Here is a 19,651-nt window from a genome sequence, read left to right on the forward strand (position 1 = left end):
GCGCGGCTTGTCGACGCGCGGCACACGCGGCCGCACTGTGCTTCGACCTTCCCAGCATCGGCGCGGACCTCATCGCGGCGGAACCCGACCACCCCGGCTCGTCCCAACCGCACACAGCGGCGGGCCCCCACACCACCAGGTGCGGGGGCCCGCTCGGTCACGCCATCGGTCGGCGTGCGACCCGGTCGACTCTGCTCGACCGTTACGTCGGTCAGCGGCCGCCGAAGGAACCCGTCCACAGGGTGTCGACAAGACCGTGCAGCGCGGCGCCAAGGGTGCCGAAAAGACCGTTCAAGGCAGCGCTACCGGTGTCGATGATAACGGGGATCATGGAAATACCTCTTCCTCGAAACTTATCCAGTCGAACTGGCTGACACGGGGCATGTCGGCGCCGGATCGGCGACAGTTACAGAATTCGAATATTTGGTAATGCAGACCACATATCAATCGAAATGTGACTCACGACACTCATCTCATTGCGAATGAGCTGGGAATCTATACGTTTGTCCAGGTCAAGACACCAAAAGCGCTAGAAGATTTCCCTCGCTAATAGAAGTCGAATGCGACATTCCAGAAAAACTTCGTACGAATCTCGCGCCGCGTCCGGAAATGAGGCTGCCGAGTGATTCGAGCCACTTCGACAGACCCGGCAATAGAGATACCAAATAACTTTCGAATACGTCGAAGGGGTAGACGGAGAAATGCTCGGCTCCACGTCGGCGGCCCTGTTCCCGATTCGCCGGGCGCCGCGACGGCAGACCGTCAGGATGCCCCGACAGTGACCGATCGCACATCTTCGGACTGCTTGGTGGCCGCGACGGCGCGGGAGAACGCGCGCACCCGCGGTGTCTCGCGATACCGACGCCACACCAATCCGAGCCGGGACTCGGCGATCCCGGTGACCGGCACGAAGGCCACCGGCCGTCTGCGGTGGGAATCCGCGGTGGGATGACACAGCAACATCGCTCCGCGGCCGGCCGCCACCGCGGCGAGACCTTCTTCCAACGTGCCGACCTCGGGCCCGGAGCGCACCCTTCGACCGCCCGGCGTGACGTCGAGTGCCTGAGCTCTGCGCCAATACTCCGGCGCGGGCGCGCGCACTCCTATCAGTGGAAGAGCGGCGAGTTCCTCTACCGACAGTTCGGCCCGGCCCGCAAGCGGGTGGGCACTGGCCAGCGCGAGCGTCTGCGGCTGCCCCGCGAACACCGAGCCGAGCACGAGATCTCCCTCGCCCATCGGCAGCAGCACGACGGCGGCGTCGACCTCGTCGCGCCGCACCGCACCGAACGGGTCGGCCAGCGGTATTTCGACCAGCTCGGCCGAGCAGTCCGGGTGCCACTGCTGGAACAACTCGACCGCGGCCATCAGGTGATCGTTGCCCGCGCCTTGGAATCCGATGCGCAAGATCCCGTCCGCACCCCGGGCGGCGGCGCGAGCATCGTCGACCGTCGCGCGCAACGCGGCATAGGCGGGCCGCAGCGCGGCGAGGAAATCCGCGCCGAGCGGGGTCAACCGGACGGTGCGACTGGTCCGTTCCACGAGCTGTCCGCCGATGCGCCGCTCCAGCGAGCGCAGTAGCTGGCTCACCCGGCTCTGCGACACATACAGCCGAGCACCGGCCCGCCCGAAGTGCAGTTCCTCGGCGAGCGCGAGAAACGCTTCCAGTTCACGGACCTCCAGCCCACTCATCTGCCTCCCTTCCACGGTCGATGAGTCCAGCTCATAGAACTATGAGACCTTCGCCGTTGTTTCCCCATACCGGGAGCCTTTTGTCTGGAAGACATGACACAGGTTCGAGAAGTCGTTGCTTCGCAGCCGGTTTCGTCGCTACGCGGTTGGCTCGGAGTCGGCGCGGTGGCAGCGGGCACGTTCACGGTGGTCACCGCCGAGATGTTGCCGGTCGGACTGCTCACTCCGATCGGCTCGGCGCTGCGAGTGAGCGAAGGCCGCGCCGGTCTCGCGTTGACGGTGACAGGCCTGGTCGCCGCGCTGGCCGCGCCCTTGGTCACCGCGACGCTGCGCCGAGTCGAGCGCAAGGTGGTGCTGTGCGGATTGCTGGCGCTGCTCGCGCTGGGCAATCTCGGCGCGGCCGCCGCCCCCACCTTCGGCGTGCTGATCGGGGCGCGGGTGCTGGTCGGCGTCGGCATGGGCGGGGTGTGGGCGATCGCGGCGAGCCTGGCCGCGCGGCTGGTGCCCGCGCGATCGGTCGCCGCCGCGACCTCGCTGGTCTTCTCCGGCGTCGCGGTCGCGTCGGTGCTCGGCATTCCGGCGGGAACTTTCTTGGGTGCGCTCGCCGGGTGGCGGATCGCGTTCGTGGCCGCGGCCTGCCTGGCAGTACTGGTGCTCGCGGCTCTGGCGGTGCTGCTGCCGCGTCTGCCCGCGACGGAAACCTCGGCATTGCGTGGCGTGTTGCGACTCTCGCGGCAGCCCGGCTTGCGAATCGCCTTGCTCGTTGTCGCATTCCTGGTAACCGGCCACTTCACCGCCTACACCTATGTGCGGCCTGCGCTCGAGGGAGCGACCGGCGTCGATGCGGAAACGCTCGGTGCGCTGTTGCTCATCTACGGGATCGCCGGTGTCGCAGGCAATTTCGGCGCGGGAGCCGCTGCGGCGCGGGCACCGCGGAAGACCTTGACAGCGATCGGCTCGATTCTCGCCGCGACCACGATCGCCTTGCCTGCGCTGGGCGCCTCCCTGCCGGGGGCTGTCGTGCTGATGATCGTGTGGGGCGTGTCCTACGGCGGGGTCTCGGTGAGCACGCAAAGCTGGGTCTTCGCCGCGGCGCCGCAGGCGAAGGAAGGCGCGTCCGCGCTGTTCGCGGGTGTTTTCAATGCCGCCATCGCGCTGGGGTCGCTGACCGGCGGTCTGGCGGCGGACGCGATCGGCGTGGCCGCCGCCATGTGGCTGGGCGGGACGCTCGCGCTCATGGCCGTGCCGGTCGCCGCGCTCGGAAGGGGCGTGCACCGGTCCTGAACGACGAAAATGCAGCTGCGACAACCTCGCTGCGGCACCTACCATCGCTCCATGTCTCTGCGCGCGATACCGGATTCGATGGACCCGACGGTGGTCGGGTCCATCGATCGCGAGCTGGACCGGGTGGAGCTGGACCACCGGGTGTCGATCCGGTTGGCGATCGAAAGCGGCAGCCGCGCGTGGGGCTTTCCGTCTCCCGATTCGGACTACGACTGCCGGTTCGTCTACGTCGCCGCGCTGGAGACCTACCTATCCCCGTGGCGCACCCGCGACGTGGTGGAGACGCCGCTCACAGACCTGCTCGACGTGAACGGCTGGGATCTGGCCAAAGCGCTGCGCTTGCTGGTGCAGGGCAACGCCGTGCTGATCGAATGGCTGATGTCGCCGATCGTGTACCGCGGCGACCCGCTGTTTCGCGACCGATTGCGCGCGCTGGCCGATGAGGTCGCCGACCGTGACAGGGTCGCCCGGCACTATCTGCACCTGGGCGCCAAGCAGTGGGAGCTGTTCGAGCGCACCGGATCGCTGAAGAAGGTGTTCTACGCGCTGCGTCCGGCGATGGCACTACGCTGGCTGCGCGAGCGTCCCGGGGCGGCGGTGGCGCCGATGCATCTGCCCACACTGTTGCGGCAGTGCGAGCTGCCCGCGGAGTTGTCGGCGGCGGTGACCGAGCTGACCGACCTCAAATCACGAACCCGCGAGATGGGCAGCGGTTCGGTGCCCGCGCCGATCTCCGCGTTCATCGCCGCCGAATTCGCCTGTGCGGAGGATGTTTCCGTTAAATCTCGGGGCCAGGACATCACTCGGGCCAGGGCGATCACCGCGGAGTTCTTCCGCTCCGAGGCACTGGCGGGCTGACGCCTACGAGGCGACTTTCCGATCGTCCTCGGCGACGGCGTCGGCGTAAGCCTGGGCGAGTCGCTGCGTGGCGGTCGGACGGTCCGGATCCGGGCGCGGGATGCCGAGGTGGCCCTCGCGCAATTCGTCCATGAAATCCGCCCATAGCCGCGGACCGCCCGCCTCGAGCAATTCGGCGCGAACCCGGAGACGCTTGGTGGTCGGGCGGTGCCGCAGACCCCACGCGCCGAGCTGCGCCATGATCGGCACCAATTGGATGGCCGCTTCGGTGAGCCGGTATTCGGCCTTCTGGCCGGGCCTGGTGTCCGCACGGCTGAGCAGCCCGGCGGCCACCAGGCGCTTGAGCCGGTCGGACAGGATGTTGGAGGCGATGCCCTCCTCCGATCCGGCCAGCAGTTCGCGGAAGTGCCGCCGGTTGCCGAACATCACGTCACGCAGCACCAGCAGCGTCCACCGATCGCCGATCACCTCGATCGTCGCGTTGATCGGGCATCCCGAACGTCCCTCCTCGCGCATCCGGCACTCCTGTCGGTCGTCAACTACTGCTTGCAATATACAACCAGTTGGACGTACGCTGCCGCATAACCGATTGCGAATTGCAATCACTTAGTGGGAATGAGTGGGCCATGCCGAAGCTGCGCGTACACAACCTGGCGATCTCCCTGGACGGCTATGTCGCCGGTCCGAACCAAGGGCCGGACAATCCGCTGGGCGAAGGCGGCACGCGACTGCACGAGTGGGTCTTCGCGACCCCTTACGCCAACCCGGAGGCCACGAACGATCCCGGCGTCGACGATGAGCATCTGGCCGCGGGCGATCGCGGCATCGGCGCGACCATCATGGGACGCAATATGTTCGGTCCGATTCGCGGAGCATGGCCGAACCACGAATGGACGGGTTGGTGGGGCGACAATCCGCCGTACCACCACGACGTCTTCGTCCTGACGCACCATCCACGCCCGTCGTTCGGGATGGAGGGCGGCACCACCTTCCACTTCGTGGACGAAACCCCCGAGGCGGTGCTGCACCGCGCGTTCGACGCGGCGAACGGCCAAGACGTGCGCTTGGGCGGCGGTTGCTCCACGGTGCGGCAGTTCCTGCGGACGCGGCTGGTGGACGAGTTGCATTTGGCCGTCGTCCCGATCCTGCTCGGCGCGGGCGAGCGCCTCTACGACGATCTGGGCGAACTGCCCGGCTACCAGGTCGCCTCGGTGACCCACTCACCCGCCGTCACCCATGTCACCTTCACCCGCTCCGAGGCGTAAGGACCCTCCGAACAAGCGGAAAGGCCCCACACCGTCCCGGTGCGGGGCCTTTCGAAAGTCAAGTCGCGATCAGAGAACGCGGACGTCCTGGGCCTGCGGACCCTTCTGTCCCTGGCCGATCTCGAACTCCACGCGCTGCCCCTCATCGAGGGACCGGAAACCCGAGCCGCTCACAGCCGAGTAGTGCACGAAGACGTCGGGCCCTCCGCCGTCTTGTGCGATGAAGCCGAAGCCCTTCTCGCTGTTGAACCACTTCACAATGCCTTGAGCCATTTCATACTTTCTGTAGACGAGCCAGGTGGTGTTATCGAGATGCCCTGGTCTCGTAGATCAACGATGCCATGATCCGACGAATTACTCACGTTTCGCACCACCAACTGTGAGCTAACGCTCACGAGGACGCTCGGCTCGGTCGTGCGCGAGTGCACTCGCAATGCTCGCTCAGGGGCGGGCTGGTCTGTCACCTCCCACGCTCGGTCGGGTCCCGATCACGCGACATCGCCGGGGCCCGCCCGTCGGGTACCCGTACTTTTCGCCGGATAACGCCCGTCACCCTCCCTGACGAGCATGCCCCACCGACCTGCGCCAGGCAGCGTGGAGCTTCTTTGCGACGCGGCTCGAAACCGATACGGATTCGCTACCAGTTATCTTGTGCCGCAGCGTATTTCAGCGTACCACGCCTAGACTCCTACTTCAGCCTAGGTCCGTGGCCCATCGGGCGCACTGTTCATTAAGTTCTGTTCACGGCCGGAGGTAGCGCACCTGGCGCGGTTTCGCCTCGTCGTAGGCGGCGCGGCCCGGCAGCTGCTCGGGCACGCCGACCTCCCACCAGGCGCCCGCGTCGGTCCACGACGACGGCCGCGTCCGCACAACCAGCACGGCGGGGCGCTGCTCGGCCATCGCCGTCGCCCGCGCCCGCAGGTACGCGTCACGAAATTCGTCCAGGTCGGCGGCGGTGAAAGCGGCACACCCCAGAGCGGCGGCATGGGCGGCGAAATCGACTCGCGGCGGTTGTTCCCGCGTGGTGCGGCAATCGGCATAGAAGTTGTTGAACGGCTCGCCGCCCTGCCCCTCTTGCAGCCTCGCGATCACGGCATAGCCGTCGTTGTCGCAGACCACCGCGACGAACGGATGCCCGGCGAAGGCCGCCGAGAACAACTCCGAGTTCAGCATCAGATACGAGCCGTCGCCGAGCAGCGTCGTCACCACGCCGTCGGTGCGCGCCATGGCCGCGCCCCACGCGCCCGCCAGCTCGTAGCCCATGCAGGAGAAGCCGTATTCCACGTCCATGGTCGGCGCGCCACCGGTCGCCCGCCAGCCGCCGACGAGTTCACCGGGCAGGCCGCCGGAGGCCGTCAGCACATAGTCGCTCGGCCCGCTCAGGTCGTTCACGGCGCCGACCACCTGGGCGTAGCTCGGCGCGCCCGGGGTCGGCGCGCGCAATTCATCGATGTGCGCGTCCCAGGCGCCCCGCTGCTCGGCGGCTCGCGCGGTCCACTCGGCGTCGACTCGCCACTTCCCCATCCGCCCGGCCAGCTCGCACACCGTGGCCTCGGCGTCGCCGACCACCGCTAGCGCGCCGTGCTTGACGGCGTCGAAGCGTGCCACGTTGATGGTGACCAGGCGAACGTCCGGTGCGAAGACCGTCCAGGACGCGGTGGTGAAGTCCTGCAACCGGGTGCCGACCGCGAGGACCAGGTCGGCGTCGGCCGCCATCGCGTTCGCCGACGCCGAGCCGGTGATGCCGAGCGGTCCCGCGTACAGCGGATGCTCGTGCGGCACCAGGGTGCGGCCGGCGGTGGTCTCCACGATCGGAATGCCGCGCTGCTCGGCGAATTCCAGCAGGATGCGTCCCGCGCCCGAATACCGGACGCCGCCGCCGAGGATCAGCAGCGGACGGTGCGCGGCGCGCAGTGCGGCGACGGCTTCGGCGAGTGCCCGGTGGTCGGGACGTGGCCGGGTGAGACGGTGCAGCACCGGCTCGAAAAGCGCGTCAGGGAAGTCGTAGGTCTCGGCCTGGACATCCTGTGGAAGCGCCAGGACGACCGGGCCGGCGTCGGCCGGGTCGGTGAGCACCCCGGCCGCCTGGGGCAAAGTGGCGATCAACTGTTCCGGGCGTGTGACGCGGTCGAAGTAGCGGCTCACCGCGCGGAACGCGTCGTTCACGGTGACGGTCGGGTCGCCGAAGTGCTCGACCTGTTGCAGAACCGGGTCCGGCGCGCGTCCGGTGAAGGTGTCGCCAGGAAGGAGGAGGAGCGGGAGGCGATTCGCGTGTGCGACGCCCGCCGCCGTCACCATGTTGAGCGCGCCGGGACCGATCGATGAGGTGGCGACACCGACCTGACGCCGATGAGTGGCCTTCGCATAGCCGACGGCGGCCAGCGCCATCCCCTCTTCGGCGTGCCCGCGCCAGACGGGGAGTTCGGCGCGCCGCTCGTGCAGCGCGGTGCCGAGGCCGAGCACGTTTCCGTGGCCGAAGATCGCGAAGACGGCGGGGAACAACGGCGCCTCGCGGCCGTCGAGTGTCTCCGAGCGCTGGGCGATCAACCAGGCCACCAGCGCCTGCGCCGTGGTGAGCTTCATCCGATCCGTCCTTCGTGGGAAGTGACCGGGCAGCGCGGATCGATCGGCTCGGCGTCCCAGCGCGCCCGCACCCAGCTGTGCGCGGGGTCGTCGCAGAACGCCATCGATCGCTCGGGCGCCGGACCGGCCAGCACGTTGAGGTAGTACATGGGGTAACCAGGCGCGGCGATGCACGGGCCGTGATAACCGCGCGGGATCAGGAAGACGTCACCGTCGCGGGCCACGACGTTCTCGTTCACCGTGCCGTCGGCGGTGTACGTGCGGTGCATACCGAATCCCTCGCGGGACGGGGTGATGCCGTCCCGTCCGGCGATGCGGAAGTAGTAGATCTCCTCGTTGACGACCTCGCAGGCGCTGGCCTCGTCGTGCTTGTGCGGCGGATAGGATGACCAGTTGCCGTCCGGGGTGATCAACTCGCAGGCGTTGAGCTTGTCCGCGTGTTCCCACACACCGGGTATGCCGAAGTTGGTCACCTGACGCGTCGCGCTTCCCGCGCCTCGGATTTCGACCGGCACCTCCTCGGCAGGGCCGTATCTCGGCTCGAGCCGCTTCCCGCATCGCGCCATCGGCAGTGCTACCTCGAGGTCGCCGCCCTCGGCCACGAGTTCCAGTTCGGCGTCGCGCGGGACGTAGGCGAAATCCGTCACTCGGGTGAAGACCGATTCCCGGCCGGTCAGCGCGTAGGTCTCGCCGTCGACGCGTACCGTGCACGCCCCTGACAGCGGCAGGACGAACGCCTCGAACTCCCCCGTCCGAACTGTCCGCGACTCGCCCGCGTCGATCCGCAGCACCCGCAGCCCGGCATAGGTCCATCCGGCGTCGTCGGGAGTCAGCAGGATCGGGTCACCGTCATGACGCAGCGTTCCTTCCGGACGATGCAGTGTCATCGCACCTCCTCCATGCTCGATCCAGAACCGGCAACTCGGTCGCCTCGCCGGGCGAACACATTCGGCCGACCCCTTCGCCGACGACCGTGCCAGTGGTCGGAGACTGTGCCCGTGCTGTACACGGCAGGAACGACGGGAACCGCTCGGATCGGCTCTGTCGGTGAGCGATCGCCGCCGTCTGTGGCACATCGCGAGGCCGGTACCCAGATGCTGTCCCGCCTCATCGGGCTTCTTTCAGCAAGCGGGCGGCGGTTTCGACCGCCCTGGCGACGTCGCCGTCCGGTGGGTACAGCAGGGTGCGGCCGACGACGAGACCGCGAACAACGTCGTGGCCGAGCGCCCCGCCCCACAGCGCTCGATCCACCGCCGGATCTCCGGACGGTGCACCGCCCAGCACGAGAACCGGCAGTGTGGTGGCGTCCAGTACCGAAATATCCTGCGGTGCGGGGATCTTCAGCCAGGTGTAGGCCGAGGTGACGCCGAGTCCGGAGGCCACCGTGATCGCCCGCGACAGCGAGACCGCGTCCTTGCTCATCACCAGCGCATCGGAGCCGTCCCGGTGATACGGAAGCGGCTCGACCATCGCCATCAGCTCGTGCGCCGCTAGCTCCGAGACCGCCTCCGCGCAAGCTTGCAGCGTCGGCACGGTGCCCGCGTCGGAGTCGACCAGGCGCAGTAGCATTTTGCCGCCGTCGAGCCGGAACCGCGCGATGGAGTCCGCGTCGTATCCGGTGAAGCGGTCGTCGATCTCCCACTCCGCGCCCGCCAGCCCACCGCGGTTCATCGAACCGATCACGACCTTGTCGTCCAGCGCGTCCAGCAGCAACAGTTCCTCGACCACGTCCGGCGAGCCGAGCACGCCGTCGACATCCGGGTCGGCCAGCGCGATCAGCAGCCGTTCCAGCAACGCGCGCCGATCCGCCATGGCCGTGCGATCCGCGCCGACGCCCAGCGCCCCGCGGGCCGGGTGGTCGGCGGCGACGAGGAACAAGGTCTGCTTGCCCGCCAACAAGTCGGCGCGGCGTACTCGTTCGGCGTAGGCCCGTTCGACCGCGGCGGGGTCCGTCGCGCGCACGTGCAGTAACTCACGCCAGCGTTCGTCGGTCACATGCATGACAGTTACTCCTTCCCGCACTCAGTGCTCAGCCGCGGTCCGCGGCTCGATCACAGATCGGTCCGCGCGCCGCTTCTCGATTGCCGGCCCAGCTCAACCGCACAGCTGAGTCTCCATCGGTGCGGCTGCCCCTGATTTCCGGCCCGGCTCGACCACACAGCTGCTCCCCATTCGGTGCGGCCGGCCCGGAATTCCAGCCCGGCTCCACAACACGGCCGCTCCCCATTCGGTGCGGCTGCCCCGGAATTCCAGCCCGGCTCCACAACACGGCTGCTCCATTCGGTGCGGCTGCCTGGCAGATGCTCGATCTCCGCGTCCGTGTGCCATCGCATCCCCCGCACGCTGGGCAAGAAGCGGCCGATGCGCCCATCGTGTCGGCGTTGGTGTCGGTGCACGCGAGGCCGATCCGAAAGCAGACCATGGATCGGATAGCGGCACTTGCGCTTCGCGGGCCACCGAGCTGCCGGAGCCCGTAGCTGCGCTCCGTCCCGACGGGCATCCCTCGCACACACGCGCAGTGACTCGCCCCAGAGCCGTCGGCCACCGGCACGACAGCCCCTTCGCCCCGCCCTCGCGACTTCAGCCGCACAGCAGTTCCTCGATCTCCGCGGCCGTGGGCATCGCGTCCGCGCAGGCCAGACGCGCGGCCACCAGGGCGCCTGCCGCGTTGGCGTAGGTAGCGATGCGTCGTGGGTCCCACTCCGAGAGGAGGCCGTGGACCAGCGCCCCGCCGAATCCGTCACCCGCGCCGAGCCCGCACACCACGTCCACGCGGCACGGCGGCACCGTCCAACGTTCCTCGCCGGTGGCCACCAGCACGCCGTCGCCGCCTTGCTTGATCACCGCGAGGCGCACTCCGCGGGCGAGCAACCGATCGGCCGCCGCGTGCGGGTCAGCGGTGCCTACCGCCATCTCTACCTCGGCGCGGTTTCCGACCACTACGTTCACGTGGTCGACCATCCACCCGATCTCGGTCCGCGCGGTCTGGACATCCGGCCAGAACATCGGCCGGTAGTCCAGGTCGAGCACCGTGTGCCCGCGTCGTGCACGCCGCAGCAATATGTCCCGCTGCGTGCCGCGCCCCGGCTCCGCGCTCACTCCGGTGCCGGTGACCCACAGCAGGGGCACGGCATCCACGACTTCCCAGGGCACTTCGTCCGGAGTGATGGTCAGGTCCGGCGCGATCGGCGCGCGGTAGAACAGCAGTGGCGGATCGGACGGCGGCGTGAGCTCGCAGAAGACCACGGGCGTCTGGAGGTCCGGCGCGGTCGTCACATAACGGGACGAGACGCCGAAGTCCTCCAGCGCCGTGCGCACAAAGTCGCCGAAGCCATCGGGGCCCACCTTGGTCAGCACCGCCGTACGGCGACCGAGCCGGGCGGCGGCCACGGCGACGTTGGTCGCGGTGCCGCCCAAGAATTTCGAGAAGCTGCGCACCTGTGCCAAGGCGACGCCGCTTTGTTCGGGATACAGGTCCACCCCGACCCGGCCGATGGTCAACGCCTCCAGCTCGGTCACGAATTCGCCTCCTCGTTCACGGCGTCACCACGCGTCGCAGTTCGTGCTGCAACGCCTCCAGTTCCGCCCCGCCCGCCATCTGGCGGGTCAGTTCCGGCAGGTCGATCTCCGATTTCTCGTACGAGCCGAGCATCGCGCCCCGCTTCAGCAGCAGGAATCGGTCGCCGACCGGATAGGCGTGGTGCGGGTTGTGCGTGATGAGCACGACGCCGAGCCCGCGTTCACGCGCCCGCACGACGTACTGCAACACCACCCCCGCCTGCTTCACGCCCAACGCGGCGGTCGGCTCGTCGAGAATCAGCACCTTCGCGCCGTAGTGCACGGCCCGCGCGATGGCGACGCACTGCCGCTGCCCACCCGACAGCGTGCCGACCGGCTGTTCCATGTCGCGGATCTCGATACCCATATCCGCCAACGCCGTTCGCGCGATCGCGCAGCCTTTCTTGCGGTCCAGCAGCCGGAACGGGCCGAATCCGAATGTCGGCTCCGAGCCCAGCACGAAGTTGCGCCACACGCTCATCAACGGCACCACCGCGAGATCCTGGTACACCGTGGCGATGCCGCGATCCAACGCCTCGCGCGGTGAGGCGAACCGCACCGATTCGCCCTCGACGCGCAGTTCGCCTCGGTCGTGCCGGTGCACTCCGGCGAGGATCTTGATCAGCGTGGATTTGCCCGCGCCGTTGTCGCCGAGCACGCAGGTCACCTCGCCCGCGTTCACCACCGTCGACACCTCGCGCAGGGCGACCACGCCGCCGTAGCTCTTGCCGAGGTCGACGGCCTCGATGAGGGAAGTCATCGGCGCACCCTTTCGGCTCGTTTCTGGAATCGGTTGTTGACCAGCACCGCAGCCAGCAGCAGCACACCGAGGAACAGCATGAACCAGTCGCTGTCCCAGCGGGCGAACACGATGCCTTGGCGCGCCATGCCGAAGATCAGCGCGCCGATCGCGGCCCCCACCGCCGAACCGAAGCCACCGGTGAGCAGACACCCGCCGACGACGGCGGCGATGATGTAGTGCAGCTCCAGCCCGACGCCCTGGTTGGCCTGCACGCTCGCGAACCGCAGGATGTTGCAGGAGCCGACCACCCAGCCGGCGAACGCCGTGCCCATGAACAGCAGGATCTTGGTGCGATCCGCGGGCACGCCCACCGCGCGGGCGCTGGGCAGCGCGCCGCCGACGGCGAAGATCCAGTTGCCGAACCTCGTGCGGACCAGAACTATCGCGGCGATCGCGGTGAGCACGACCCACCAGACCACCGACGCCTGGAGGTGCGCTTCCCCGATATCGAGTGTCGAGGCGAACACCCAGCCCGCCGACTGGTAGCCGTCCGCGCCGCGCACCCCCGATACTTGCACCGTGTCGGTGACCAGCCGTGTCACGCCGAGATTCAGGCCCTGAAGGGCGAGGAACGTACCCAGGGTGACGATGAAGCTGGGCAGGCCGGTCCGCATCACCACCCAGCCGTTGAACGCGCCGACGACCAGCGCGAACACCAGCGAAGCGAGCAGCGCGAACCACACGTTCCAGCCGGCGTGCACCGCGAGCAGGGCGGTGACCAACGCCGTGGAGGCGGTCATCACGCCCGCCGACAAGTCGAACTCGCCGCCGATCATCAGCAGGGCCACGGCCACCGCCATGATGCCCAGCGTGGAGGCGTCGTCCAGCCAGGTCGCGACGCCGAGCGGACTCAGGAACCGGTCGGTGATGACGGAGAAGAAGACGAACACCAGCAGCGCCCCCAGCGCCGCGCCGATCTCCGGCCGCACGGCCAGGCGTTGCAGCGGTGAGCGGCCCGTGTCTTGGGTCCGGTCGGGTGTCTTTGTGGCAACGGTCATTTCATCCACCTCATCGCGTGCCCTGCGCGACGAGCGCGGCGACGGCGTCCACATTGCTCTTGTCGACGAAACCGGGTCCGGTCTGCACCGGAGCGCCGCCTCCGGCGGTGTTCAGATTCGTCCGGTACAGCTTCAGCAGCACGATCGGCAGATAGCCTTGCTCGTACTGTTGCTGATCCACCGCGAACAGCAGCTTCCCGGCCCGGATCGCTTCCACCACATCGGAATTCAGGTCGAAGGTGGCGACGGTCGCGGCCGAACCGGCTTCCCGCACCGCGTCCACGGCTCGCGCGGCGACTTGCGAGTTCAACGTCAGAACCGCGTCGATGGAGCGGTCGGCCTCCAGCGCTCCTTTGATCCGTGATTGCGCGTCGGTCGGATTGTTGATGTCCACCTGGAGCGTGGTGGCATTGCCGAAGGCCTTGGTCGCGCCCGCGCAGCGCTCGTTCGCGCCGATATTGCCCGCTTCGTGGATGACGCACAGCATCTTCGTGCGCCGCGCCTCGGCGAGCCGTCTGCCCGCGGCCTGCCCGGCCAGCGACTCGCTTTGGCCCACATGGACGAACGCGCCGAACTTCGCGCTCTCGGACTCGCCCGAATTGATGGTCACCACCGGAATGCCAGCGGCGACAGCCTTTTCCACCGACGGCCGCAGCGCCTCGGGATTGGCCATCGAGACGACGAGCCCGTCGACGCCCTGCGCCACCGCGTTGTCGATCAGCTTCGCCTGCTGGCCCGGATCACCGGAAGCGTTGTACTCCACCCGGATTCCGAGGTCCTTGCCCGCCGCTTCCGCACCGTTCTTGACCACATTCCAGAACGCGTCGCCAGGGCTGCCGTGGGTCACCACCGCGATGGATTCCACCGTCCCAGCGGCCATCGGTGTTTGCGAGGGCGCGGGCGCGTCGGCGCCGGGGCCGGTGCACGCGGCCAGGAGCGCGGCCGTGGCGATCCACGGCAGCAGGCGGCTCGAACGCCGCCCTCTCGCGGTGAGGCAGCGCTGTGGTGTCGGAGACATCGTCGCTTCCTTCAGATTCCCGCGGCGGCGAGCGCGATGTCCGCGAGGTGGCGCAGGCTGCGCCCGGTGTCGTCGCTCGCCTGCCGCGCCGACTCGCCCGGTCGCAGCGCGGTGTCCTGCTCCAGCACGTACCAGCCCCGGTAGCCCGCGGCCCGCGCGGTGTGCACGAGTGCCGCGATGTCGACCTCGCCCTCGCCCAGCGGCACATACAGCCCACGGCACACGGCCGAGCTGTAGTCCAGCTTTCCGGCACGGACCTGATCGGCCAGCGCGCCGCGCACGTCTTTGAGATGGATGTGCCCGATCCGCTCCGCGTGCCGTCGCGCGAGCCGGACCGGGTCGGTGCCGCCGATGAGCAGATGCCCGGTGTCCAGGCAGATGTCGAGATCGGAATCGGCGAGGAACCGCTCGACCTCGGCCTCGCTCTCCACATGGGTGCCGACATGCGGGTGCAGCACCGTGCGCAGGCCGTGCGCGGCGACGACGTCCCGGATCGCGGTGGCCGTGTCGACCAAGGCGCTCCACTCGGAGCCGTCCAGTTGCGGGCGCGCGTCGTACCCGTCGAAACCGGTCGCGGCGGCGAGGACGAGGACTTCAGCGCCCGCGGCGGCCAGCTGGGCGGCGGTGTCCTCGGCGCGGGCGACGGCGTCCTGCCGGTCGCGGTGCAGCACGGCGGCGAGGAATCCGCCGACGGCGGTGAGTCCGAAGGTCTCCAGTAACCGGCGCAGCTCACCTGGGTCGCGTGGCAGATAGCCGGGAGGACCGAGTTCCGTCGCGGTCAGGCCGAGTGCGGCCATCTCCGCCAAGACGGTGTGCGCGTCGAGCATGTGGCCCCAACCGGGGACCTCGCATACTCCCCAGGAGATCGGCGCGGCCGCGATGCGCAGCGGGTAGAGGGATTCGGTCATCGGTGCTCTCCGACCTTCGACGTCGAGGTGAACCGCTCTATTGGAGCGCTCCAACTATGTAACGCAGGTCATAGCGTGTCAAGAGTCGTCAGCGCGTCGCCAAAACGCAATTACCAGGCGATATTCGGCTGTGAGCGCCTGGCCCGAACCGATACGCCACTCGTGAAGTCCGATTAGAGCGCTCTATTGATCAGCCCGCGCGGAGCTTGTATCGTCCGAGCCGAAAAGGCCTGCGAACGCGGAACGGAGGCGATATGGCACGACCGACCATGGAAGATGTCGCCGCCCGCGCCGGCGTCTCCCGCGCCCTCGTCTCGCTGGTCATGCGCAACTCCCCGAAGGTCAGCGAGCACCGTCGCCGCGCCGTGCTCGACGCGGCGAAAGACCTCGGCTACCAACCGCACATCATGGCGCGCTCGCTGGCCAGCCGGACCTCCAACATCGTCGGCGTCATGGTCTCCGACCTGCGCAACGCCTTCTTCGCCGACGTCGTCGAAGGCATGGACGCCGCCGCCCAGGCCGCCGGCCTCGAACTGATCCTCAACACCGGCCGACGCACCGCCGCCCGCGAGCGCACCGCGCTGGAAAGCCTGCTCTCCTTCCGTCCCGGGGGCATCATCCTGCTGTCGCCGATCCTGCCCGCCGCCGCCATTCGCGCAGCGGCGCAGCAGGCTCCGCTGGTGCTGGTATCCCGCACGTCCACCGTCACCGAGATCGACACGGTCAACGACAACGGCGAGGTCGGCACCGGATTGGCCGTCGACCACCTGGTCATGCTCGGACATCGGCGCATCGTGCACCTCGACGGCGGCGGCGCTTTCACCTCGGCCCCACGCCGCAAGGGCTACCGCGCCGCCATGCAGCGCCACGGCCTGGAGCCGATGGTCGTGCCGAGCGAGCACACCGACTCCGCGGGCATGGCCGCGGTGCGCAAACTGCTGAACCTGTTCTCCCACGACAACTTCCCCACCGCCCTGGTCTGCGGCAACGACTTCAACGCTGTGGGGGCGATGTCCGCGCTGGAGGAAGCGGGCCTGCGGGTGCCAGAGGACGTCTCGGTGGTCGGCTACGACAACACCTCGCTTGCCGCGCTGCGTCACGTCGCGCTGACCACCATCGACCAGCCCCGCATCCAGATGGGCCGCCTAGCGATCGACGCGCTCACCGAACGACTCCGCGACGGCCGCACCACCCCAGCGCGCCGCCGGGTGGAACCGTCACTCGTCGTCCGCTCCACCACAGCCGCCCCACGCTGAACCACCGGCGCCCGCCAACACACGTCGCGTCCATATATAAGGAGAGCCGATGTCACCCCACCGACCCGTCACGCTGGGCCTCGCCGGAACCGGCCGCATCGGGACCTCACACGCCGAGACCCTGAAGAAGCTCCCGAACGTCGCCACCGTCGTGGTCGCCGACGCCGACGCCGACCGCGCCCGCACCACCGCCGCCGTCCTCGGCGTCGAATTCGCCCCCGACCTCGACACCCTCTTCGCCGCCGACCTCGACGGCCTGATCATCGCCACCGCCACCGACTCCCACCCGGAACTCATCATCCGCGCCGTCGACGCGGGGATCCCCGTCTTCTGCGAGAAGCCCGTGGCGGCCGACATCACCGGCACGCTCGCCGTCATCGATCACCTTCGCGACTCCTCGGTGCCCGTCCAGATCGGCTTCCAACGCCGGTTCGACGCCGGTTATCGCGCGGCCCGCGAGGCGATCCGGTCCGGAAGCCTCGGCTGGCTGCACACGCTGCGGGCCACAACCCTCGACCCGGCTCCTCCACCCGCCGACTACATTCCCCGCTCCGGCGGCATCTTCCGCGACTGCGGAGTGCACGACTTCGACATCATCCGGTGGGTGACAGGGCGGGAGATCGTCGAGGTGTATGCGCTCGGGGCGAACCGGGGCGCGGCGTTCTTCGCCGAAGCGGATGACGTCGACACGGCGGCGGTGGTGCTGCGTCTGGATGACGGGGCGCTGGCCACCGTATCGCTGACCCGGTACAACGGGGCGGGGTACGACGTTCGGTTGGAAGCGTTGGGTTCCAAAGGGAATGCTGTGGTCGGACTGGACGACCGCGCACCCCTGACTTCCGTCGAACCCGACCACAGTCCCTCGCCCTATCCTCCCTATGCGGGGTTCATGGAACGGTTCCGTCCGGCGTATGCGGAGGAACTGGCAGTTTTCATCGAGGTTGCGACCGGGCAGCTCGAGAATCCCTGCACTCCGGCGGAGGCTCTGGAGGCGTTTTATGTTGCCGAGGCGTGCGAACTGTCGGGGCGCGAGGGGCGAGCGGTTGAGGTCGCCGAACTCCGACGCTGACCCAGCTCCGGGTCTACAACACGATGGCGAGATCCAGCCGGTTCCAGCACCCGATCACCAGCGAAGCGTCTTAGTGCGGCGTTGTCTGGATGGCGGAATGCATGGTTTGAACTGCGCACTATCCTGATGAGACATCTACCAGGTGGGGAGGTAGGCATTGCCTAAGGCAGAACACACCAACGCTCGAGTGGTTCCAATGGGGCGGCGAATGCGCTCGGTTGAGTTCTGCGCAGGCGCCGGCGGCCTCGCACTCGGTCTCGAGCAAGCGGGATTCGATCCCATCCTGCTTCTCGATAATCGCGATGTCGCGTGCGCGACGCTGGTTACGAACCGGCCTCAGTGGAGGGTGGTGAACGCCGACCTGCTGAAGTTCGAGCCGCGGTTGGAGTTACCGCGCTCGACCGAGATCGATCTCTTGGCCGCCGGCCTCCCGAGAGTGAAATCTGCGGCAACCGCATCCAGACAGCGCGGCAGCGGGTGGGAGTTGGAACTGCTGGAGACAACAGGCCGGTTGACTTCAGAGATGCGCCCTCGCGCGTTGCTGATCGAGAACGTGCCGGACATGGTTACTCGACCCGAATACCGTGAGAGCCGGTCCTGCGTCGAGAAATACCTGGATAGCGCCAGCTACGAATACCGATGGCTGGTGATAGACGCACGCGACTTCGGAGTGCCGCAGCATCGACTGCTGGGCCTACTGGTCGCCTTACGCAACGGAAACATCGCACAGTTCGAAAGGAATCTGACCGCTCCGCCGCCGAGCTTGGCCTTGACGGTCGGCACGGTGTTGGGGCCGTCCATGGGTTCGCGCGGCTGGCCTCGAGCCGACGAGTGGGCTGCGCAGGCGAACGTGATCGCTCCCACCATTGTTGGTGGCTCGTGGGACCGCGGCGGTGGGGACCTTGGCCCGCAGGGTTCTGTCAACGTTTGGGCGAGAATCGGCGTCAACGCTCGATCGATCAGCGACGAACTACCAGCCGCCGACTTCGTGTGGAACCCGGCTCTCGGCCCGGACCACATGGTGAAACTCACCGTCGAACAGGTCGCCATATTGCAGGGTTTCCCTGCGTATTGGCGTATCGCAGGCCGCAAAACCGCGCGGTATCGCCAGGTCGGAAACGCGACCCCGCCACCCGCCGCGCGCGCGGTTGGCATTGCCCTGCGGGCAGCGTTGACCGCCTGTTGAGCGCCGTATGGCGAGGCCGCGTCACGCCGCTCTAAGATCGCGAGTCATGCCCTCCGATCCACACGAGCAACCCCGACCGCGCCAGGTCGACATGATCGACTTGTTCGCCGGACCTGGGGGGCTCGATGTGGCGGCGCGGTGGTTGGGGCTGAGCGTCTATGGGTTCGAATGGGATCGGAACGCGTGCGCGACAAGGTCCGCCGCCGGTCTCAACGACCGCCCGCACGATGTACGTGACTTCGGACCCGAGACAGCACCGAGCGCCTGGATACTGGCCGGCGGGCCGCCCTGCCAAACGTTCACCGTCGCCGGTTCGGGCGCAGGGCGCAGGGCACTCGACGAGGTCTTGAGCTACGTCGTTCGGATGGGTGACGATGAAGACGTGTCCGCGGACCTGAAGACCTTAAAGGACGAGCGGACCGGTCTGGTTCTGGAACCCTTGCGATGGGCATTGGCTGCGCATGGCCGCAGCGATCCGTACAAAGTCATTGTGCTGGAGCAGGTTCCGGCGGTCTTGCCTATCTGGCAAGCGATGAGCGACGTTCTGAAGAAGCGCGGGTATCACGTCGCATGCGATGTACTGCGGACCGAACAGTTCGGCGTTCCACAGACTCGCCGCCGAGCCATTCTGATCGCCAGCCTCGAAGGTGAGCGCATGCTTCCGGAGGCCACACACCGGCCTTACCGCAAAGGTGTCGAACGCACCGAGGGCGAGTCCGATCTCCTCCCTTGGGAGACGATGGATGCAGCACTGAATCGTGGATACGACTTCTGCGTGGTTTCGAACTACGGCACAGGTGGCAACCCCAAGTTGCGGGGTCGTCGCCATTCTCGTGAGCCGTCGGCCACGATCACCGGCAAGGTGTCTCGGAACAGGATCGTCGATGACGCCGGCATCGACAGCCCACGGTTCAGCCTGGCTGAGGCGGGTCGACTGCAAACATTCCCGCTCGACTACCCTTGGTCGGGCAACGACATCGCCCAGCAGATCGGCAATGCGATCCCACCCGTGCTTGCTCTACACGTCTTGTCCGCTGCGCTGGGGAAGCAGGTGAGTCACGAGGATGCGCGGAAGGTCGTCGATCGTCCATGGATCGACACCCGCGACTCAGCTCCACTGGACCATTTCGCACGAGTCGGCCAACTGTTCGTCTGACCGTTCTCACAGGTGAGGGCG

Annotated in this window: 18 protein-coding genes; 7 read left to right on the plus strand and 11 right to left on the minus strand. The window is 67.9% G+C overall.

The annotated features are described in order from the left end of the window. Window positions 1-762 precede the first annotated feature (762 nt). The gene (locus ACWESM_RS02885) at window positions 763-1,689 is read right to left on the minus strand and encodes a LysR family transcriptional regulator (protein ID WP_452490845.1); all 927 of its coding nucleotides are present in this window, start codon (window positions 1,687-1,689) and stop codon (window positions 763-765) included. A gap of 93 nt (window positions 1,690-1,782) precedes the next feature. On the opposite strand from ACWESM_RS02885, the gene ACWESM_RS02890 reads away from it, so the two are divergent. Further along, on the plus strand, window positions 1,783-2,973 hold the full coding sequence (locus ACWESM_RS02890; protein ID WP_397275494.1) for an MFS transporter: 1,191 nt from the start codon (window positions 1,783-1,785) through the stop codon (window positions 2,971-2,973). 51 nt (window positions 2,974-3,024) lie between these two features. Beyond that, complete coding sequence (locus ACWESM_RS02895; RefSeq protein ID WP_452490847.1) at window positions 3,025-3,831, plus strand: nucleotidyltransferase domain-containing protein; 807 nt, start codon at window positions 3,025-3,027, stop codon at window positions 3,829-3,831. Between the two features lie 3 nt (window positions 3,832-3,834). Here the strand turns inward: ACWESM_RS02895 and ACWESM_RS02900 are convergent, their stop codons facing one another. Further along, window positions 3,835-4,347, minus strand: coding sequence for a winged helix-turn-helix transcriptional regulator (locus tag ACWESM_RS02900; protein ID WP_356961224.1), 513 nt, complete (start codon window positions 4,345-4,347; stop codon window positions 3,835-3,837). A gap of 110 nt (window positions 4,348-4,457) precedes the next feature. On the opposite strand from ACWESM_RS02900, the gene ACWESM_RS02905 reads away from it, so the two are divergent. After that, window positions 4,458-5,096, plus strand: coding sequence for a dihydrofolate reductase family protein (locus ACWESM_RS02905; RefSeq protein ID WP_356961223.1), 639 nt, complete (start codon window positions 4,458-4,460; stop codon window positions 5,094-5,096). Window positions 5,097-5,165: 69 nt separating this feature from the next. Here the strand turns inward: ACWESM_RS02905 and ACWESM_RS02910 are convergent, their stop codons facing one another. From ACWESM_RS02910 to ACWESM_RS02950, 9 genes are all read right to left on the minus strand, one after another. After that, window positions 5,166-5,369 carry a cold-shock protein gene (locus ACWESM_RS02910; RefSeq protein WP_014987157.1) on the minus strand — a complete coding sequence of 68 codons (204 nt, stop codon included), beginning with the start codon at window positions 5,367-5,369 and terminating at the stop codon, window positions 5,166-5,168. A gap of 468 nt (window positions 5,370-5,837) precedes the next feature. After that, the gene (gene iolD, locus ACWESM_RS02915) at window positions 5,838-7,679 is read right to left on the minus strand and encodes a 3D-(3,5/4)-trihydroxycyclohexane-1,2-dione acylhydrolase (decyclizing) (protein WP_452490850.1); all 1,842 of its coding nucleotides are present in this window, start codon (window positions 7,677-7,679) and stop codon (window positions 5,838-5,840) included. Next, entirely contained in the window at window positions 7,676-8,566 is an 891-nt protein-coding gene (iolB, locus tag ACWESM_RS02920; protein WP_364429165.1) for a 5-deoxy-glucuronate isomerase, read from the minus strand. Before iolB ends, iolD begins: the two co-directional genes overlap by 4 nt. 220 nt (window positions 8,567-8,786) lie before the next feature. Beyond that, window positions 8,787-9,680, minus strand: coding sequence for a Cgl0159 family (beta/alpha)8-fold protein (locus ACWESM_RS02925; RefSeq protein WP_355080592.1), 894 nt, complete (start codon window positions 9,678-9,680; stop codon window positions 8,787-8,789). Window positions 9,681-10,259: 579 nt separating this feature from the next. Continuing rightward, window positions 10,260-11,198: a 5-dehydro-2-deoxygluconokinase gene (iolC, locus tag ACWESM_RS02930; RefSeq protein WP_452490853.1), complete on the minus strand. Its 939-nt coding sequence runs from the start codon at window positions 11,196-11,198 to the stop codon at window positions 10,260-10,262. 16 nt (window positions 11,199-11,214) lie between these two features. Continuing rightward, entirely contained in the window at window positions 11,215-11,997 is a 783-nt protein-coding gene (locus tag ACWESM_RS02935; RefSeq protein ID WP_355080596.1) for an ATP-binding cassette domain-containing protein, read from the minus strand. Beyond that, entirely contained in the window at window positions 11,994-13,037 is a 1,044-nt protein-coding gene (locus ACWESM_RS02940) for an ABC transporter permease (protein WP_397275483.1), read from the minus strand. Before ACWESM_RS02940 ends, ACWESM_RS02935 begins: the two co-directional genes overlap by 4 nt. 10 nt (window positions 13,038-13,047) lie before the next feature. Further along, complete coding sequence (locus ACWESM_RS02945; protein ID WP_452490855.1) at window positions 13,048-14,055, minus strand: sugar ABC transporter substrate-binding protein; 1,008 nt, start codon at window positions 14,053-14,055, stop codon at window positions 13,048-13,050. Window positions 14,056-14,066: 11 nt separating this feature from the next. Continuing rightward, window positions 14,067-14,963: a TIM barrel protein gene (locus ACWESM_RS02950; RefSeq protein WP_452490857.1), complete on the minus strand. Its 897-nt coding sequence runs from the start codon at window positions 14,961-14,963 to the stop codon at window positions 14,067-14,069. Window positions 14,964-15,217: 254 nt separating this feature from the next. On the opposite strand from ACWESM_RS02950, the gene ACWESM_RS02955 reads away from it, so the two are divergent. The 4 genes from ACWESM_RS02955 to ACWESM_RS02970 all read left to right on the plus strand — a co-directional run bounded on the left by ACWESM_RS02955 (window position 15,218) and on the right by ACWESM_RS02970 (window position 19,630). After that, the gene (locus tag ACWESM_RS02955) at window positions 15,218-16,219 is read left to right on the plus strand and encodes a LacI family DNA-binding transcriptional regulator (protein WP_355080602.1); all 1,002 of its coding nucleotides are present in this window, start codon (window positions 15,218-15,220) and stop codon (window positions 16,217-16,219) included. Between the two features lie 49 nt (window positions 16,220-16,268). Next, window positions 16,269-17,288 carry a Gfo/Idh/MocA family protein gene (locus ACWESM_RS02960; protein WP_452490859.1) on the plus strand — a complete coding sequence of 340 codons (1,020 nt, stop codon included), beginning with the start codon at window positions 16,269-16,271 and terminating at the stop codon, window positions 17,286-17,288. 208 nt (window positions 17,289-17,496) lie between these two features. Next, the gene (locus tag ACWESM_RS02965) at window positions 17,497-18,474 is read left to right on the plus strand and encodes a DNA cytosine methyltransferase (protein WP_397275475.1); all 978 of its coding nucleotides are present in this window, start codon (window positions 17,497-17,499) and stop codon (window positions 18,472-18,474) included. A gap of 46 nt (window positions 18,475-18,520) precedes the next feature. Further along, window positions 18,521-19,630 (plus strand): DNA cytosine methyltransferase, encoded by a 1,110-nt coding sequence (locus tag ACWESM_RS02970; RefSeq protein ID WP_397275473.1) that lies wholly within the window; start codon window positions 18,521-18,523, stop codon window positions 19,628-19,630. Window positions 19,631-19,651 lie beyond the last annotated feature (21 nt).

The organism is Nocardia sp. NPDC003999, assembly GCF_053604885.1.

Bases quoted from the DNA above. Each gene is read 5' to 3' on its own strand.
- ACWESM_RS02940 (WP_397275483.1), bottom strand. From the start codon at position 13,037: ATGACCGTTGCCACAAAGACACCCGACCGGACCCAAGACACGGGCCGC.
- ACWESM_RS02955 (WP_355080602.1), top strand. From the start codon at position 15,218: ATGGCACGACCGACCATGGAAGATGTCGCCGCCCGCGCCGGCGTCTCC.
- ACWESM_RS02925 (WP_355080592.1), bottom strand. From the start codon at position 9,680: ATGCATGTGACCGACGAACGCTGGCGTGAGTTACTGCACGTGCGCGCG.
- ACWESM_RS02885 (WP_452490845.1), bottom strand. From the start codon at position 1,689: ATGAGTGGGCTGGAGGTCCGTGAACTGGAAGCGTTTCTCGCGCTCGCC.
- ACWESM_RS02960 (WP_452490859.1), top strand. From the start codon at position 16,269: ATGTCACCCCACCGACCCGTCACGCTGGGCCTCGCCGGAACCGGCCGC.
- ACWESM_RS02895 (WP_452490847.1), top strand. From the start codon at position 3,025: ATGTCTCTGCGCGCGATACCGGATTCGATGGACCCGACGGTGGTCGGG.
- ACWESM_RS02890 (WP_397275494.1), top strand. From the start codon at position 1,783: ATGACACAGGTTCGAGAAGTCGTTGCTTCGCAGCCGGTTTCGTCGCTA.
- ACWESM_RS02900 (WP_356961224.1), bottom strand. From the start codon at position 4,347: ATGCGCGAGGAGGGACGTTCGGGATGCCCGATCAACGCGACGATCGAG.
- ACWESM_RS02910 (WP_014987157.1), bottom strand. From the start codon at position 5,369: ATGGCTCAAGGCATTGTGAAGTGGTTCAACAGCGAGAAGGGCTTCGGC.
- iolD (WP_452490850.1), bottom strand. From the start codon at position 7,679: ATGAAGCTCACCACGGCGCAGGCGCTGGTGGCCTGGTTGATCGCCCAG.
- ACWESM_RS02965 (WP_397275475.1), top strand. From the start codon at position 17,497: ATGCGCTCGGTTGAGTTCTGCGCAGGCGCCGGCGGCCTCGCACTCGGT.
- ACWESM_RS02935 (WP_355080596.1), bottom strand. From the start codon at position 11,997: ATGACTTCCCTCATCGAGGCCGTCGACCTCGGCAAGAGCTACGGCGGC.
- ACWESM_RS02950 (WP_452490857.1), bottom strand. From the start codon at position 14,963: ATGACCGAATCCCTCTACCCGCTGCGCATCGCGGCCGCGCCGATCTCC.
- ACWESM_RS02970 (WP_397275473.1), top strand. From the start codon at position 18,521: ATGCCCTCCGATCCACACGAGCAACCCCGACCGCGCCAGGTCGACATG.
- iolB (WP_364429165.1), bottom strand. From the start codon at position 8,566: ATGACACTGCATCGTCCGGAAGGAACGCTGCGTCATGACGGTGACCCG.
- ACWESM_RS02905 (WP_356961223.1), top strand. From the start codon at position 4,458: ATGCCGAAGCTGCGCGTACACAACCTGGCGATCTCCCTGGACGGCTAT.
- ACWESM_RS02945 (WP_452490855.1), bottom strand. From the start codon at position 14,055: ATGTCTCCGACACCACAGCGCTGCCTCACCGCGAGAGGGCGGCGTTCG.